Below are 16,651 nucleotides of genomic sequence, written 5' to 3'. Positions count from 1 at the left end.
CATAACGGGACATTCGGCTCTCAATCAGGAGCGCGCAGCCTGTAGCCCACCCCGGTTTCGGTCAGCACATAGTGCGGACGTTCGGGATCGGACTCGATCTTCTGCCGGAGCTGCCTGACATAGACACGAAGATATTGCGCGTCGGTCAGGCTGTCCCATAATTCCGTCAGCAGGAACTTGTGCGTAAGCACCTTGCCGGCATGCTGCACGAGCACACGCAGCAGATCATATTCCTTCGGCGACAGCTTCACATCCTTGTCGTCGATCTTCACGATGCGGCGGACGAGGTCGACAGACAGCCCTCCGACGCGGAAGATCGGGCGCTCGCCCTGGCTCTGAAGCTGATGGCGCAGCGCGGCGCGAAGGCGCGCGAGAAGCTCGTCCATGCCGAACGGCTTCGTCACGTAATCGTCGGCGCCATAGTCAAGCGCCTTGACCTTGCCTGGCTCGTCGCCGCGGCTTGAAAGCACGACAACAGGCACGCTCTCGTTGCGCGCGCGGATCGTCCGCAACAGCTCGTGACCCTGAATATCAGGCAGGCCGAGATCGAGAATAACGAGATCGGGTTCGTCGTCGAGAAGCTCAAGCGCCGTCTTGCCGTTCGGCGCCTCGAGGATGTGATAGCCCTGAGTGCTCAAACCCATGCGGAGCAATTTTCGAATGGGCGGCTCGTCATCGATGACAAGCACTTTCAGAGGGGCAGCCGTCATGCAGCGGTGTCCAGAAGTTGAATGCCGGCGGGAATCGGCAGGCGAATCGTGAACGCGGCGCCGCTCCTGTCGGCGCGATTTTCGGCGATGATCGAACCGCCCATCGCTTCGATGAAGCCGCGCGCAATCGCAAGCCCGAGTCCGGTGCCGGCGCGAACATGATCCGCCTTCTGCGCGCGATAGAACTTGTCGAAGATGCGCTCGACATCTTCGGGCGGAATGCCGCTGCCCTCATCGAGGATCTGCAGACAAACCGAGCTGCTTTCGCGCCAGCTTCGCAAATGGATCGCGGCGCCAGACGGCGCGTATTTCGCCGCATTGTCGAGAAGATTGAACAGCGCCTGCTCGAACAGAACCGCATCGAGCTGAAGCATCGGCAGATCGCCGGCAAGATCGAGCTTCACTTCATGATTGCCAAGGATCTTGCTGGTTCGCTGCAAGGCCGAGCCGATGATTTCGCTGAGATCATGAAGCGCCGCATTCGGTGCGATCGCTCCCGACTCGAGCTTCGTCATGTCAAGAAGATTGGCGATGAAGCGGTTGAGCCGCTCGGACTCATCGATGATCGTCGCGAGAAGATCGGCCTTCTCCGCGTCGGACAGTTTGGCCGAGAGATCGCGCAGCGCGCCGGCCGATCCCAGCACTGCGGCGAGCGGTGTCTTCAGATCATGCGAAATCGAGGTCAGCAACGCAGCGCGCAGCCGCTCGGTCTCGACCGTGCGTTTGACGCGATCCATGTCCTCCACGAGATGGACGCGCTCGATCGCGAGCGCCCCCTGATCGATGAGCGCATCCAGCAGTCGCCGCTCATCCGGCGCGAGAAGCGGACCCGATTTATCGCTATCGATGCCGACGACGCCGATCGCGCCGCGTCCCGTTCGCATCGGCAGGAAGAGACGCTTGGCGCCCGGCAGCGTGTCGGAGCCGCGGCCGGCCGGCCGATCATTCGCCCAGGCCCATTTCGCGGCGGCGAGATCAGCCTCATCAAGAATATCTTCGGGCGGATAGCCCGCCTTCACCGCGATCGTTCCATCCTCGGGCAACAACAATACGACGCGAACCTTCAGCATCAGCGCCGTCTGATAGGCCGTCGCCCAGAGCACATCGTCGAGCGTGCCAACCGCCGCGAGCTTGCGGCTGAACGCATAGAGCGACTCCGTGCTGCGCGCGCGGCTGATCGCCGACATCGCCTGCGTGCGCACCCGTCCCGCGACATTAGACACGATCATCGCCATGACAATGAAGAAGAAGAACGCCGCGATGTTGGTGGGGTCGGTGATCGTGAAAGTGTAGATCGGCGGCAGGAAAAAGAAATTGTAGCAGAGCGACGCCACAACGCTGGCGAAGAGCGACGGCCAGAGGCCATAACGCACAGCGACGCCGACAACGGCGGTCAGCAGCACGAGATCGACATTCTCGACGCCGAACCAGGGGCGAATGGCCAAGCTCACGCCAAGGCCGACGGCGACCGCCGCGAGCGCGACGACATAGGGACGCGGATCGCTTGCGTTGGCGACGTCGGACGCGCGCACGGTCTTGCCCGGGATCGTTTCATCGCCCAGCGCGTCTCCGGAAATGACATGCACGCTGATATTGCCGGAGCGGCGCACGAGATCATGCACCACCGAGCCATGCATGATCTCGAACCAGCGCGAGCGCGTCGATTTGCCGATGATGATCTGCGTCACATTGTTGGCCTGCGCATAAGCGACCACATCGTCCGCGATGCGGCCAGCGCTGGGAATTGTCACGGCCTCGCCGCCCAGCGTCTCGGCCAGACGCAGCGTGTCGGCGATGCGGTCGCGCTGCTCCTCATCGAGCTGCGCGCTGCGCCTGCTTTCCACATAGAACGCGATCCACGGCCCGTGCAGCCGGTCCGCAAGGCGCTTGGCGTAGCGCACGAGGCCGGCCGCGCGCGGATCGTCGCTCACACAGACGAGAATGCGTTCGCCCGCGGCCCAGGGCCCCGGTATCGCCCTCGCCTGCATCTCTGACAGCAATTGCTCATCGACGCGATCCGCCGTGCGGCGCAGCGCAAGCTCGCGCAGCGCGGTCAGATTGCCGGGCGAGAAATAATGTTCGAGCGCCCGCTCCGCCTGTTTCGGCACATAAATCTTGCCGTCCTTGAGACGCTGGATGAGATCGTCAGGCGTGAGATCGACGAGCTCGACGGCGCTGGCGCGATCGAACACGGAATCGGGCACCGTCTCGCGCACGCGCACATGGGTGATCTGCGCGACGACGTCGTTCAGGCTTTCGATGTGCTGGATGTTGACGGTGGTATAGACGTCGACGCCGCGCTCCAGCAGTTCCTCGACATCGAGATAACGCTTGGGATGGCGGCTGCCCGGCGCGTTGGTGTGCGCGAGTTCATCGACGAGAACGATCTGCGGCCGCCGCGCGACGATGGCGTCTATATCCATCTCATCGAGCTTCTGGCCCTTATATTCAACGCTGCGACGGGGGATGATCTCGAGCCCCTCGACCAGCGCTTCCGTCTCCTTGCGGCCATGGGTCTCGACGACGCCGATGACGATGTCGTAACCGTCTCGCTTCCGCGCCTGCGCGCGCTGCAGCATCTCGTAGGTCTTGCCGACGCCCGGCGCGGCGCCGACGAAAATCTTGAGCTTGCCCGTCCTGCTGTCCTCCCGCCGCACGGCTTCAAGCAGGGCGTCGGGAGAAGGCCGTTGGTCGGAATTTCGGCGTTGATCCGCCATCAGACGCAGGGACTCCTGAGAATCCCCAACACCTTATCACCCCTATCGCGCAGCCGCACGATCCAGCGCGAGGTTGAGTTGAAGCACATTCACACGGGGCTCACCCAGCACGCCGGCGAGAGGACTTTCCGCGTTCTCGCTGACGAGCTGACGCACGCGATCCTCGGGCAGGTTGCGCGCCTTGGCGACGCGCGGAACCTGAAACAGGGCCGCCTCCGGAGAGATGTGCGGATCAAGTCCGCTGCCCGACGTCGTGACGAGATCGATCGGAACCGGCGCTGAAGCGTTCTCCGCCTTCAGCTTCTCGACGTCGCCTTTCACGCGCTCGATCAGCGCCTTGTTCGTCGGGCCAAGGTTGGAGCCCATCGAATTCGACGCGTTGTAGGGCGCGTCAACGGTCCTGGTCGAGTCCTTCGGGTCGGGCGCGTTCGTCGCCGACGGACGGCCGTGAAAATATTTGTCGTCCGTGAAGGATTGGCCGATGAGCGCCGATCCCACGATTTTGCCATCCTTCTCGATCAGGCTTCCCTGCGCCTGATCGGGAAAGAGCGCGCCGGCGACGCCGGTCATCGCGAGAGGATAAGCGAGGCCCGTGATCGCCGTGAGCGCGATGATGAGCACGATGGCGGGGCGTAGTTCTTTCAACATGATGATTTCCTCACGCAAGACCTAGGGCCGTGACGACGAGGTCGATGGCCTTGATGCCGACGAACGGGATGATGATGCCGCCAAGCCCGTAGATGAGCAGATTGCGGCGGAGCAGCGGGCCGGCGCCGATCGCGCGATAGGCCACGCCTTTCAGGGCAAGCGGGATCAGCGCGATGATGATCAGCGCATTGAAGATAATCGCCGAAAGAATCGCGCTCTGCGGCGTGGCGAGGCCCATGATGTTCAGCGCCTGGAGCTGGGGATAGAAGGCGAGAAACATCGCGGGGATGATGGCGAAATATTTCGCCACATCGTTGGCGATCGAGAAGGTCGTCAACGCGCCGCGCGTCATCAACAATTGTTTGCCGATCTCGACGACCTCGATGAGCTTGGTCGGGTTGGAGTCGAGGTCGATCATGTTGCCGGCCTCGCGCGCGGCCTGCGTGCCGGTGTTCATGGCGACGCCGACATCGGCCTGCGCGAGCGCCGGCGCATCGTTGGTGCCATCGCCGCACATGGCGACCAGCTTGCCCTTCGCCTGCTCGTCGCGGATCAGCCTGAGCTTATCCTCAGGCGTCGCCTGCGCGAGGAAATCATCGACGCCCGCTTCCGCGGCGATGGCCGCCGCCGTCGTCGGATTATCGCCGGTGATCATCACCGTGCGAATGCCCATGCGACGCAATTCGGCGAAGCGCTCGCGGATGCCGCCTTTCACGATATCCTTGAGGTGAATGACGCCGAGCAGACGCCCGTCCTTCGCGACAGCGAGCGGCGTGCCGCCCGCGCGCGCAACCTCGTCGGCGATCGCCTGCGCTTCGCGCGCGACGTCGGCATTGATCGCCGGCTGCAGCACGCGCGCGCTCGATCCCACGACGGCGGGCGGCGAACTGAGAAAACCGAGGATCGAGTCGACCGCGCCCTTGCGCACCCAGGAATTGCCGACCTCGACGCCGCTCATGCGGCTTTGCGCCGTGAACGGAATGAAGTTCGCGTGGATTTCGTTGAGGTCACGTCCGCGAATGCCGTACTTCTCCTTCGCCAGCACGACGATCGAGCGGCCTTCCGGCGTCTCGTCGGCAAGCGATGCAAGCTGGGCTGCGTCGGCCAATTCCTGTTCGGTCACGCCGCGCAATGGTCTGAATTCTGTCGCCTGACGATTGCCGAGCGTGATCGTGCCCGTTTTGTCGAGCAGCAGCGTGTCGACATCGCCCGCCGCTTCGACGGCGCGGCCGGACATCGCAAGCACATTGAAGCGAACAAGACGATCCATGCCGGCGATGCCGATGGCGGACAGCAAGGCCCCGATTGTCGTCGGGATCAACGTGACAAAAAGCGCGACGAGGATGACGACCGAAACCGCGCCGCCGGCATAGGCGACATAGCTCGGGATCGTCGCGGTCGCGAACACGAAGATGATCGTGAGGCCGATGAGAAGAATATTCAGCGCGATTTCGTTCGGCGTTTTCTGGCGCTCGGCGCCTTCGACGAGGCGGATCATGCGATCAAGGAAGGTCGAACCCGGCGCCGCCGTGATGCGCACCCGGATCCAGTCAGAGAGCACCTGCGTGCCGCCCGTCACTGCGGACCGGTCGCCGCCGGATTCGCGAATGACCGGCGCCGACTCGCCCGTGATGGCCGCCTCGTTGACCGAGGCGATGCCTTCGACGATTTCGCCGTCCGACGGAATCGTGTCGCCCGCTTCGACGAGAACGATGTCGCCGACCTTGAGATTTGCGCCGGGAACCAGCTTGTAATTCGCTCGATCCGCGCCATTGAGCAGTTTCGCCTGCGTCTGCGTGCGCGAGCGGCGCAGCGAATCCGCCTGCGCCTTGCCGCGCCCTTCCGCCACCGCTTCCGAGAAATTGGCGAACAGGATCGTCGCCCAGAGCCACGCGATAATCTGGACTTCAAAACCGATATTCTGTCCGCCGGTCGCGAGATCGCGGATCAGGATCACACTCGTGAGGATCGTGACGATCTCGAGCACGAACATCACGGGGTTTTTAATCAGCACGCGCGGATCGAGCTTGGCGAAAGACGCCCTGACCGCGGGCAGCACAATCTTCGCGTCGAGCAGCGCCGAGGCCGGCGTCTGCTTGCGCAGGGTTGAGGCTTCCATGGAATTCGCTCCAGATTAGTTGGCCGCGAACAGCGTTCCCGCCGTCATCGCGAGATGTTCGACGATGGGTCCGAGCGCCAGCGCCGGGAAGAAAGTGAGGCCGCCGACGATGAGGATCACGCCGACGACAAGGCCGATGAACAGCCCGCCAGTTGTCGGAAACGTGCCGACGGATGGCGGAACGGATTTCTTCTCCGCGAGCGAACCTGCGATCGCCATGGCGGGGATGATCATCCAGAACCGCCCGACCATCATCGCGATCGCGCCGGTGATGTTGTAGAAGAAGATATTGCCGGTGAGACCTGCGAACGCCGAGCCATTATTCGCCGTCTGCGATGTATAGGCGTAGAGCACCTCGGAAAATCCGTGCGGCCCGGGATTCGCCATCGACGAGACCGCAGTCGGATAGACGACCGCGACAGCAGTGAATCCGAGATACATCAGCGGCAGAACGAGGATCGCGAGCATCGCCATCTTGACCTCGCGCGACTCGATCTTCTTGCCGATATATTCCGGCGTGCGGCCGACCATGAGGCCCGCGACGAAGATCGCGATAATCACGAACAGCAGCATGCCATAGAGACCGGCGCCGACGCCGCCGACGATGATCTCGCCAAGCTGCATGTTGATCAGCGGGATCATGCCGCCAAGCGCGGTGAAGGAGTCATGCATCGCGTTGACCGCGCCGCACGACGCGGCCGTCGTGATGACCGCAAAGAGCGCCGAAGCCACGATGCCGAAGCGGACCTCCTTGCCCTCCATATTGCCGCCGGCGAGGCCCATCGCGGTGAACGCGTCGTTGCCATGGGCTTCCGCCCAGTAGCAGACGGCGACGCCGGCGATGAACAGCACGCCCATCACGCCGAGAATCGCCCAGCCCTGGCGCTGATCGCCGACCATGCGCCCAAACACATTCGTCAACGCGGCGCCGAGCGCGAAGATGGAAATCATCTGCACGAAGTTCGACAGTGCAGTCGGATTCTCGAAGGGATGCGCGGCGTTGGCGTTGAAAAAGCCGCCGCCATTGGTGCCGAGCATCTTGATCGCGACCTGCGACGCGACGGGGCCGAGCGCGATCGTCTGCTTGCCGCCTTCCAGCGTCGTCGCGTCGATATAAGGTCCAAGCGTCTGCGGAATGCCCTGCCAGACGAGGAACAGCGTGTAGATCACACAGATCGGCAGCAGCACATAAAGCGTGCAGCGCGTGAGATCGACCCAGAAATTGCCCACCGTACGCACCGATGCGCGCGCAAAGCCACGGATCAGCGCAACCGCAAGCACGATGCCCGTCGCCGCCGACAGGAAGTTCTGGTGCGTCAGCCCGAGCATCTGCGTGAGATAGGACATCGTGCCTTCGCCGCCATAATTCTGCCAGTTGGTGTTCGTGATGAAACTGATCGCCGTGTTGAGCGAGAGGTCGGGCGCGACAGCCGACTGTTCGGCGGGATTGAACGGCAGAAGCGCCTGGAAGCGCATCAGCGCGTAGAGGATGATGAAGCCGCCGACATGAAACAGCAGCATCGCGATCGTGTAGGTCAGCCAATGCTGCTCGCGATTTTCATCGACGCCGGCGAGCGCATACAGGCCGCGCTCGACGGGGCGCAGCACCGGCGAAAGGAACGTGCGCTCGCCATTGAAGACGCGCGTCATGAACCAGCCAAGCGGTTTCACGAGCGCGACGACAACCGCGCAATAAAGAATGATCTGGATCCAGCCGATCAAGGTCATGGCGTCAGGCCCTTTCAGAACCGTTCAGGCCGCAGCAGCGCGTAGGTGAGGTAGATCAGCAGCCCCGCGATCACGAGGCCGGCCAGCGCGTAGTCGAAAATCATGGATCGCTCCTCACAGCCTTTCGCAGGCGTAGGCGTAGCCGATCGTCAGCGCGAAACAGCCGAAGGCGATCGCGAGCATGAGCACATCGAGCATGGTTATTCCTTCCGTGACGCAGCCTTGCTGCGGCAGGTCGCAAACCGGTGCGCGCCGCAAGCGACGTCGCCGCGACCGCGCGCCTGTCACGCGCCCGTCGCCTCAAATGGCGTGGATCACCGTAGGATTTCGAGAGGAAGCCGCGCGGCGACTTATAGGAATCTCATAAAGACGCGCAGAGACCGGAAACGCCCGTCGCAGCTTCAAATCAGAGGAAAGGCCGCGCGTTCGGACGAGCGGCCCTGCTCCGCGTCAGTGCAGCTTCGGCTTCTTGAGGTAGCTGCCGCGATCGGCCGATTTCACACGCCGCCAGACGCTGCGACCGTCGCGCACGACTTCGATCGGGATTTCGACGCCGGCCGCGCCACTGCCCCACACCTTGCGATAAAAGTCGGCAAGGCTTTCGACGCTGGCGTCGCGCACGCTCGAAATAACGTCGCCCTCGCGCAGCCCAGCCGCAGCGGCTGGCCCCTTTTCCGAAACGCTGGCGATGACGACCTTGCCGTCGCTCTCGGCGGAATAGACGCCGAGCCAGGGACGCGGCGGCTTGTTCACCTGGCCATAGGCCAAGAGATCGCCAAGGATCGGCGGCAAGAGATCGATCGGCACGATCATGTTCATGTCCTGCTGCCGGCCGGTGTCGGTCACGCGCTGCACGAACAGCGAGCCAACGCCGAGCAGCTTCCCGTTCGCATCGATGAGCGCAGCCCCGCCCCACCAGTTATGCGCCGGCGCGGTGAAGATCGCTTCGTCGAGGAGATATTCCCAGTAGCCCGCGAATTCCTGCTTGCCGACGATCGTCGCGCGAGACGATTGCCCCTGCCCGCCGCCGCTCAGCACGACGCGATCGCCTGCCTTCGCTTCGCTCGCCTTACCGAGATCGAGCGCCGGAAGATCAAGTTTCCCCAGCGCCTGCACGAGCCCGAAGCCGGTCTCCTGATCATAAGCCAGCGCATGCCCCTGGATGACCCGCCCGTCGACGGTCGTCAGCCAGATATTCTCCGCCTCGGTGATGAGATAGCCGATGGTGAGCACCAGCCCGTTTTCATTGATGACGACGCCGCTTCCCTCGCGCTCGGTGCCAAGGCTTGACGCAGTGAAGCCGTCCTCCGGAATGACCGAATGGACGGTGACGATGGATCGGCGAGTTGAGTCGAGATCCACTCGATGCTCCTGTCATGAGCGCGACGTCCGCCTTGCGAGATTCAGTCGCCGCGAAAGATTTCCTACTGAGGTAGGTCGCAATATCCGTTTCGCAACTGCTCATTCCAAAACGCCCGAATTGGGGCGCGACGGTCGCCGCGCGAGGCGCGGCGACCGAGGATCAGACGAAGCTCAGGCCTCGCGATACCACTCCGACAAGCTGCACAGAATCGCGTCCCAGCCGCTTTCCAGCACGGTCAGCTTGTTGCTGATCGCATTAGGCTGCGAACGGAACAGGAGCGGCACGCAGTTGTTGGCGACCACGAGGTCGTTCATCTTGACGAAGAGATCGGCGCGCTTGACCGGATCGAGCTCCTTCTGCGCCGCCTTGTAGAGCGCATCGAAGTCGGCGTTCTGCCAACGCGTCACGTTGCGGCCCTGCCACTTGTTCTCCTTCGAGGAAACCTCCCAGGAGGTGAATAGCCGCATGAACTGTTCCGGGTCAGGCTGCGGCATGGACGTGGTGTACATCTCCATATCCGCATAGAACTTCGTGTAAGTGTCGGGATTGGCGACGTCGGAAGAGAAGAAGACAGACGCCGACACGGATTTCAGTTCAAGATCGATGCCGACCTTCTGGGCCGCCTGCTTGATGATCGCCTGCGTCTTCTGGCGCGGCGCGTTGATCGACGTCTGATAGAGGAACTTCAGCTTCTTGCCGTCCTTGGCGCGAATGCCGTCGCTGCCTTTCTTCCAGCCGGCGTCTTCGAGCAGTTTCTCCGCCTTCGCGACGTTGAACTCCCAGCTCGAGCTCTTCGAGACGAACTGCGGCGGGCCGTTGATGACGTTGCCCGTCGCGCGCGCCAGCCGGCCATAGATGAATTGCTGGATCGACTGGCGGTCCGCCAGGAGTTGCATCGCCTTGACGACGGCAGGATCGGAGAAGGCGAAATGCTTCGTCTTGATCGAGGAGCGTTCGCCATCGATCTCGACATTCGGATCGGTGGCGTTGAGCAGCAGATATTCGACGTTGCCGCCGCCCCAGGCCATCACGACATGGCCCTTACCTTCCGCTTCGAGCCGCTTGAGGATTTCGTCCTCGACCTGCATGTTCCAGGCGTAGTCATATTCAGCGGTCTGCATGACCGCGCGCGCCGCCGACACCGCGTCGCCGCCGCCCTTGATTTCGACCACGTCGAAATAAGGCCTGTTCGGGAGATGATAGTCGGGATTGCGCTCGGCCCGCAGCGAGTCGCCCGGCTTGAAGTCGACGAATTTATACGGCCCGGTGCCCACAGGCTTGAGATTCGCCGGCGCGTCGCGCGATTTATCGCCGACGAAATCCTTGAACAGATGCTTGGGGACGATCATGCCATACTGACCGACATAGGTGTCGGCCCAGAACGGCGTCGGCTTTTCGAAGAGAACGCGGACCGTGAAATCGTCCACCTTCTCGACCTTGACGTTCCGATACGGCCCGATGGTCACGGCCGCGGTCGCAGGGTTGCCGGCATACTCCCAGTTGAAGACGACGTCATCGGCGGTGAAGGGCTGGCCGTCATGCCATTTCACGCCCTTCTTCAGCTTCCAGGTGACCGACATGCCGTCAGCGGCAAGGCCGCCATTCTCCTTGCTCGGAATTTCGGCGGCGAGCACGGGATAAAGCTCGCCATCTTCAGTCCATCCCGCGAGCGGCTCATAGAAGATGCGCGAGCCCGCCTGGTCCTTGGTGCCCACGGCGAAATGCGGGTTGAGCAGCGTGACCGCCTGCCAGAATAGGATTTTCAGCGTGCCGCCGCCGCCTGCCTTGGTCGGCTTGTAGGCCGCATAGGGATTCGCCGCGGCAAGGCCGGCGTCGGCGAGCATGAGGCCCGCCATCGGCGCGGTGAGGCCCGCTGCGACCATACGGCGGATGAAATTCCGACGTGAAAGCTGGCCGCCTTTCACATCCGCGATCATATTTCGCAGATCTCGCTCTTCCATTGATGCTCCTCCTCGGGACGCTTGTCGTTTGGCTCCAGCAAGACGCGCGCCACCTGCGCATGCGTCAGCGTCGCCGCGCGGGGAGATTTCACCGGCGCGGGGATTTGGGCAAGCGCGAACAGCGCCCGAACCTATCAGTCCCGGCGAGAACAGCGGCTTTCGGCCCCGTGCGCCGGCGCACCGCAGCCGGAGGAGCGCCGGCTTAGGTTCTCCCCATCGACGGACGCAACGTCCGACAACGCAATCGGCAGGGCGCTCGATGGCCCGCCTCACAGGAGACCGCCATGTTCAAGAAGACCCTTGCCGCCGCCCTCGCCGCCGCCACGCTGGCCGGCGCCACCATGACCTCCACCACCTCGGCCGAAGCCCGCTGGTATCGCCATGGCGGATACGCCGGCGGCGCCATTGCAGCCGGCATCATCGGCGGCCTCGCGCTCGGCGCGATCGCGGCGTCCGCGGCTCCGGCCTACGCCTGTTCGATCGAGCGCCGCCCGGTCTTCAACCGCTTCGGCGACTTCGTCGGCTATCGCAACGTCCGCGTTTGCTGATCATCTGAACGGAACGCGCCGGGCGGAAGCTTCTGGAGCATGGCGCGAAAAAGTGGGAACCGGTTTTTCGCTTAAGCCATGCTCCAAACTTTTGGAATCGATCACGTTCCCGCACTTTGATTGATTCAATCAAAGTGCGGCGTGATCTGGCGCCTCCGCTCTAACTCGACGGCCCCGTCCAAAAGACGGGGCCGTTCGCGTTTCAAAGTCAAAGTTCAGGGCCGAGATTCAGGGCGCCGGCGCCGCGGCCGCCGCAGCCGGCGTCGGCTCTTCGCCGGGAACAACGGGCGCACCGGCCGAGTCGTCATTCGCGGGCGCGGAGCCGCCGCGCTTCGGCTTTCCGCCTCGCCCCGCAAACCACAGCATCGTCTGCCTGATCGCGACATAGAACACCGGCGTCAGCACCAGGCCGAAGATGGTCACGCCGAGCATGCCGAAGAACACGGCCGTGCCGAGCGCCTGACGCATTTCCGCGCCCGGCCCCGTCGCGGTGACAAGAGGCACCACGCCGAGGATGAAGGCGAAGGCCGTCATCAGGATCGGGCGCAGGCGCAATCGGCACGCTTCCACCACCGCCGAGATCGGATCCTTCTTCTCTATCGCCTCGGCCTCGCGCGCGAACTCTACGATCAGGATCGCGTTCTTCGCCGCCAGAGCGACCAGCACGATCAGGCCAATCTGCGTCAGGATATTGTTGTCCATGCCGCGCAGCATCACGCCGAGCAACGCCGACAGCACCGCCATCGGCACGATCAGGATGATCGCGAGCGGCAGCGACCAGCTTTCATACTGCGCTGCAAGCACGAGGAATACGAACACCACCGACAGCACGAAGATGAAGGTCGCCGTGTTGCCGGTCGAGCGCTCCTGGAAGGCGAGTTCGGTCCATTCGAATGTCGCGCCCTGCGGCAGGACCTCGCGCGCGAGCTGCTCGATCGCGTTCAGCGCATCGCCCGACGACACGCCGGGCGGCGCGTTCCCCTGCAGCGGCACCGACGTGTACATGTTGTAGCGCTGGATGAGATCGGGGCCTGACGCGTCGCGCACATAGGCGAGCGTTCCGAGCGGCACCAGCGCGCCGTTCGACGAGCGCACGCGCAGGCGACCGATCTGCTCGGGGTCCATGCGGAAACGCTGATCCGCCTGCGCGCGCACCTGATAGACGCGGCCGAGCGCATTGAAGTCGTTGACATAGGCCGTGCCGAGATTCTGCTGCAGCGTATCGAAAATGTTGCTGATCGGCACATTGAGCGTTTCCGCCTTTGGCCGGTCGATCTCGATATAGACCTGCGGCGAATTGGCGGAGAACGTGGTGAACACGCCCGTCAGCTTCGGATTGCCCTGCGCGCGTCCCATCATCTCGTAGGTCGACGCCAAAATGCGTCGCACGTCGGCGCCAAGCCGCTCCTGCACCTGCATCTTGAAGCCGCCGGAATTGCCGAGGCCGCGCACCGAGGGGGGCGGAATGGCGATGATGAAAGCCTCCTGCACCGACTGCATGCGGATGAAGAGATCACGCACGATCTTGTCGCCCGAGATCCCTTCCTTCACCCGCTCCTCGAACGGCTTGAAAGTGACGAACACCGCGGCCGCGTTGGTGGCGTTGGTGAAGGTCGCGCCGGCGAGCCCACTGAACGCTGCAACGTGGGCCGCGCCCGGCGTCTTCAGCGCGATTTCCGACACCTTTTGCGTCACCGCATCGGTGCGCGACAACGACGCGCCCGATGGGAGCTGGATGACGACGATCGCATAGCCCTGATCCATCTGCGGGATGAACCCGCTCGGAATGGCCTTCGCGATCCACACGGTGCCGGCGAGCAGGCCGACATAGATCGGCAGCACGATCAGCTTGCGCTTGACCACGCCCGCGACGCCGCGCGCATAGCCGTTGGCGCTGCGATCGAATCCGGTGTTGAACGCATTCGCGAATTTCTCGCCGAGGCGCGAGATCGGATTGCGCGCCGGCTCATGGCTGTGCGGCTTCAACAGGATCGCCGACAGCGCCGGCGACAAGGTCAGCGAGATGAACGCTGAGATGAAGGTCGACACGGCGATCGTGAGCGCGAACTGGCGATAGAACTGCCCCGAAATTCCCGGCACGAAGGCGCTGGGCACGAACACCGCGCCGAGGACGAGCGCGATCGCGATAACAGCCGTGCCGACCTGATCCATCGTTTCATGCGCGGCGTCGCGCGGCGACATGCCGAGCGCGATGTTGCGTTCGACATTCTCGACCACGACGATCGCGTCATCGACCACAATGCCGATCGCCAGCACCATGCCGAACAAAGTCAGCGTGTTGAGCGAGAAGCCGAACGCCGCCATCACGGCGCAGGTGCCGATGAGCGACACCGGAATGGCGATGATCGGCACGAGCGCGGTGCGCCAGCTCTGCAGGAACACGATGATCACGAGCGCGACGAGCAGCACCGCCTCGCCAAGAGTGTGATAGACCGCGTTGACGGACTCGGCGATGAACTGCGTCGGGTTGTAGATGATGTCGTAGTCGACCCCTGGCGGGAACGACTTCTTCAACTCCTCCATCTTGGCGATGATTCCGGCCGCCGAAGACAAGGCGTTGGTGTTCGGCCGCTGGAAGATGCCGAGCGCGACCGCGGCCTTGCCGTCGAGATAGGCGTTGGTGACGTAATCCTGCGCGCCGAGTTCGACGCGCGCCACGTCCTGCACGCGCACGAGGCGTCCTTCTGACGTCGAGCGCACGATCACGCGGCGGAACTGCTGCACGTCCTGGAAGCGGCCTTGCGTATTGACCGTAATCTGGAACGCGTTGCCCATGTTGACCGGCTCGGCGCCGAGCGCGCCGCTCGACACCTGGACGTTTTGCGCCTGAATAGCCTTCACCACGTCGGACGACGTCAGGCCGTAGGCGGCAAGCTTGTCCGGATCGAGCCAGACGCGAAGGCTGTATTGACGCTCGCCGAAAATCTGGAGATCGCCGACTCCGTCCAGCCTCAGCAATTCATCGCGCACATTATTGCGCGCATAGTTCGAGACATAGAGCTGATCGTACGCGCCGTTCGGCGAATACATGTGAATGACCATCATCAGGTCGGGCGAACTCTTCAGCGTCGTGACGCCAAGCCGTCTCACCTCTTCGGGCAGGCGCGGCGTCGCGATCGCGACGCGGTTCTGCACCAGCACCTGCGCCTGATCGAGATCGGTGCCGAGCTTGAAAGTGATCGTGACGGACATGTTGCCGTCGCCCGTCGAATACGAGGACATGTAGAGCATGTTCTCGACGCCGTTGATCTGCTGTTCGAGCGGCGTGGCGACAGTGGCGGCCACGGTCTCGGCGTTGGCGCCGGGATAGGAGGCGCGCACGACGACGGTCGGCGGCGCGATTTCAGGATATTGCGCGACCGGAAGACGCGTATAGGCGATCGATCCCACAAGCGTGATAACGATCGCGATGACAGCCGCGAAAATCGGGCGATCGACGAAGAAATGGGCGAAACGCATGGCGCGGCCCGCGTCAGTTCTGCGCCGCGGCGCGCGTCGGCGGCAAGGTGGCGAGCGTCGGCTCGACCTTCACGCCGGGACGCACGCGCATCAGGCCATTGACCACGATCCGCTCATCACCCGTCAGCCCCGCGCGGATGACGCGATAGCCGTCGACGCGCGAGCCGGTGCGCACCGGCTTCAACGTGACGACATTGTCATCGCCGACGACATAGACGACGCGCCGGTCCTGATCCGACGCCAGCGCCTCTTCAGGGATAAGGATGCCCTTGTAACGGTCGGTGCCAAGCAGCCTGACGCGGCCGAACTGGCCGGGCTTCATCAGTCCGTTGGGATTGGGCACCACCGCACGGCCGCGCAGCGTGCCGCTCTCCTGATCGAGCCGGTTGTCGGAAAAATCGATATGGCCCTTGAGCGTCGGCTCGTCCTGATCGGCCGTGGCAACTAACACATCGTTCTTCAAATCGGCGGAGGACATGGTGACGCCGCCGGAGCCCATCTTGCCGTAGGCGAGAAAGGAACGCTCATCGATGTCGAAATAGAAATTGATCGGATCGGTCGAAACGATGTTGGTCAGCACCGTATCGTTGGCGCCGACGAGATTGCCGATTGAAACGAGGCGGCGGGAGATTCGCCCCGAGATCGGCGCCTTGATTTCCGTGAATTCGAGATCGAGCTTGACGCGATTGAGCGTCGCTTCCGCCTTGCGCAGATCGGCTTTCGCGGTGGAGGCCGCCTGCGTGCGCTCGTCGAAAAGCTGGCCTGCGATATTGCCGGTGCGGCGCAGCGATTCCGCGCGCTGAAGGTCGGACGTCGTATATTCGACCCGGGCCTGCGCGGATTCGACGCTCGCCTGCGCTTCCGCCAGGGCCGCCTGATAGGGACGCTGATCGATCGTGAAGAGCGGATCGCCTGCCTTCACAAGCGCGCCGTCGGCGAAGGAAATCTTGTCGACATAGCCCGAGACGCGGGCGCGCACGTCGACCTGGTCGACCGCCTCGAACCTGCCGATGAAATCGTCAAATTCGACGATTTCCTTCACGACAGGCTTTGCGACGGTGACCGCAGGAGTGCGCTGCTGCGCATGCGCGGCGACGCCTAAAACTGTCACGGACGCAGCCAGCAACGCGGGCGCCCATCTGCGTGACAATATCCGAAGTCCAAATCCTGATATGACAGGAGCAGGATGAATGGCGCGCCCAATAGCCATCGAGAACCCCTCTATTGGCGCAATCGACCACATAAGCGATCGCGCGAAATCATGCCCCCTCGGCAGACGCCCGAAGAGGCGGCATCATTCAATGCAGACTAGACTCGCTCTTTCCGCATGGGAACACCCTGATAGGGACACCCTGCGTCGCCAGCCCGCGGATCGCA

The 16,651-nt window shown here is 63.2% G+C and carries 12 protein-coding genes; 1 reads left to right on the top strand and 11 read right to left on the bottom strand.

All coding sequences use genetic code 11. The features are described 5' to 3' along the window. Positions 1–20: 20 nt before the first annotated feature. The 9 genes from L8F45_RS07065 to L8F45_RS07025 form a co-directional block, all read right to left on the bottom strand. Positions 21–710: a response regulator transcription factor gene (locus L8F45_RS07065; protein WP_342362173.1), complete on the bottom strand. Its 690-nt coding sequence runs from the start codon at positions 708–710 to the stop codon at positions 21–23. After that, positions 707–3,427 (bottom strand): DUF4118 domain-containing protein, encoded by a 2,721-nt coding sequence (locus L8F45_RS07060; RefSeq protein WP_342362172.1) that lies wholly within the window; start codon positions 3,425–3,427, stop codon positions 707–709. Before L8F45_RS07060 ends, L8F45_RS07065 begins: the two co-directional genes overlap by 4 nt. A 42-nt stretch (positions 3,428–3,469) precedes the next feature. Beyond that, positions 3,470–4,075 carry a K(+)-transporting ATPase subunit C gene (locus L8F45_RS07055; protein ID WP_342362171.1) on the bottom strand — a complete coding sequence of 202 codons (606 nt, stop codon included), beginning with the start codon at positions 4,073–4,075 and terminating at the stop codon, positions 3,470–3,472. 10 nt (positions 4,076–4,085) lie between these two features. Then, positions 4,086–6,194: a potassium-transporting ATPase subunit KdpB gene (gene kdpB, locus L8F45_RS07050; RefSeq protein WP_342362170.1), complete on the bottom strand. Its 2,109-nt coding sequence runs from the start codon at positions 6,192–6,194 to the stop codon at positions 4,086–4,088. A 15-nt stretch (positions 6,195–6,209) separates the two neighbouring features. Next, on the bottom strand, positions 6,210–7,922 hold the full coding sequence (gene kdpA, locus L8F45_RS07045; RefSeq protein WP_342362169.1) for a potassium-transporting ATPase subunit KdpA: 1,713 nt from the start codon (positions 7,920–7,922) through the stop codon (positions 6,210–6,212). 14 nt (positions 7,923–7,936) lie between these two features. Beyond that, positions 7,937–8,026, bottom strand: coding sequence for a K(+)-transporting ATPase subunit F (locus L8F45_RS07040; protein ID WP_342362168.1), 90 nt, complete (start codon positions 8,024–8,026; stop codon positions 7,937–7,939). 10 nt (positions 8,027–8,036) lie between these two features. Next, the gene (locus L8F45_RS07035; protein WP_342362167.1) at positions 8,037–8,180 is read right to left on the bottom strand and encodes a hypothetical protein; all 144 of its coding nucleotides are present in this window, start codon (positions 8,178–8,180) and stop codon (positions 8,037–8,039) included. A gap of 192 nt (positions 8,181–8,372) precedes the next feature. After that, positions 8,373–9,284 carry a S1C family serine protease gene (locus L8F45_RS07030; RefSeq protein ID WP_342362166.1) on the bottom strand — a complete coding sequence of 304 codons (912 nt, stop codon included), beginning with the start codon at positions 9,282–9,284 and terminating at the stop codon, positions 8,373–8,375. Between the two features lie 171 nt (positions 9,285–9,455). After that, a complete protein-coding gene (locus tag L8F45_RS07025) occupies positions 9,456–11,246 on the bottom strand; it encodes a peptide ABC transporter substrate-binding protein (protein WP_342362165.1) in 1,791 nt (596 codons plus the stop codon). A 284-nt stretch (positions 11,247–11,530) separates the two neighbouring features. On the opposite strand from L8F45_RS07025, the gene L8F45_RS07020 reads away from it, so the two are divergent. Continuing rightward, complete coding sequence (locus L8F45_RS07020; RefSeq protein WP_342362164.1) at positions 11,531–11,794, top strand: hypothetical protein; 264 nt, start codon at positions 11,531–11,533, stop codon at positions 11,792–11,794. A gap of 228 nt (positions 11,795–12,022) precedes the next feature. Here the strand turns inward: L8F45_RS07020 and L8F45_RS07015 are convergent, their stop codons facing one another. Further along, a complete protein-coding gene (locus L8F45_RS07015; protein WP_342362163.1) occupies positions 12,023–15,274 on the bottom strand; it encodes an efflux RND transporter permease subunit in 3,252 nt (1,083 codons plus the stop codon). A 13-nt stretch (positions 15,275–15,287) separates the two neighbouring features. Next, positions 15,288–16,424 (bottom strand): efflux RND transporter periplasmic adaptor subunit, encoded by a 1,137-nt coding sequence (locus tag L8F45_RS07010; protein ID WP_342362162.1) that lies wholly within the window; start codon positions 16,422–16,424, stop codon positions 15,288–15,290. Positions 16,425–16,651 lie beyond the last annotated feature (227 nt).

Source organism: Terrirubrum flagellatum, from assembly GCF_022059845.1.
Lineage (GTDB): Bacteria > Pseudomonadota > Alphaproteobacteria > Rhizobiales > Beijerinckiaceae > Terrirubrum > Terrirubrum flagellatum.
This window is presented reverse-complemented; position numbering and strand designations above follow the sequence as displayed.

Excerpts from the sequence above, each read along its gene's own strand:
- L8F45_RS07055 (WP_342362171.1), bottom strand. The coding sequence starts at position 4,075 with ATGTTGAAAGAACTACGCCCCGCCATCGTGCTCATCATCGCGCTCACG.
- kdpA (WP_342362169.1), bottom strand. The coding sequence starts at position 7,922 with ATGACCTTGATCGGCTGGATCCAGATCATTCTTTATTGCGCGGTTGTC.
- L8F45_RS07025 (WP_342362165.1), bottom strand. The coding sequence starts at position 11,246 with ATGGAAGAGCGAGATCTGCGAAATATGATCGCGGATGTGAAAGGCGGC.
- L8F45_RS07015 (WP_342362163.1), bottom strand. The coding sequence starts at position 15,274 with ATGCGTTTCGCCCATTTCTTCGTCGATCGCCCGATTTTCGCGGCTGTC.
- kdpB (WP_342362170.1), bottom strand. The coding sequence starts at position 6,194 with ATGGAAGCCTCAACCCTGCGCAAGCAGACGCCGGCCTCGGCGCTGCTC.
- L8F45_RS07040 (WP_342362168.1), bottom strand. The coding sequence starts at position 8,026 with ATGATTTTCGACTACGCGCTGGCCGGCCTCGTGATCGCGGGGCTGCTG.
- L8F45_RS07065 (WP_342362173.1), bottom strand. The coding sequence starts at position 710 with ATGACGGCTGCCCCTCTGAAAGTGCTTGTCATCGATGACGAGCCGCCC.
- L8F45_RS07060 (WP_342362172.1), bottom strand. The coding sequence starts at position 3,427 with ATGGCGGATCAACGCCGAAATTCCGACCAACGGCCTTCTCCCGACGCC.
- L8F45_RS07020 (WP_342362164.1), top strand. The coding sequence starts at position 11,531 with ATGTTCAAGAAGACCCTTGCCGCCGCCCTCGCCGCCGCCACGCTGGCC.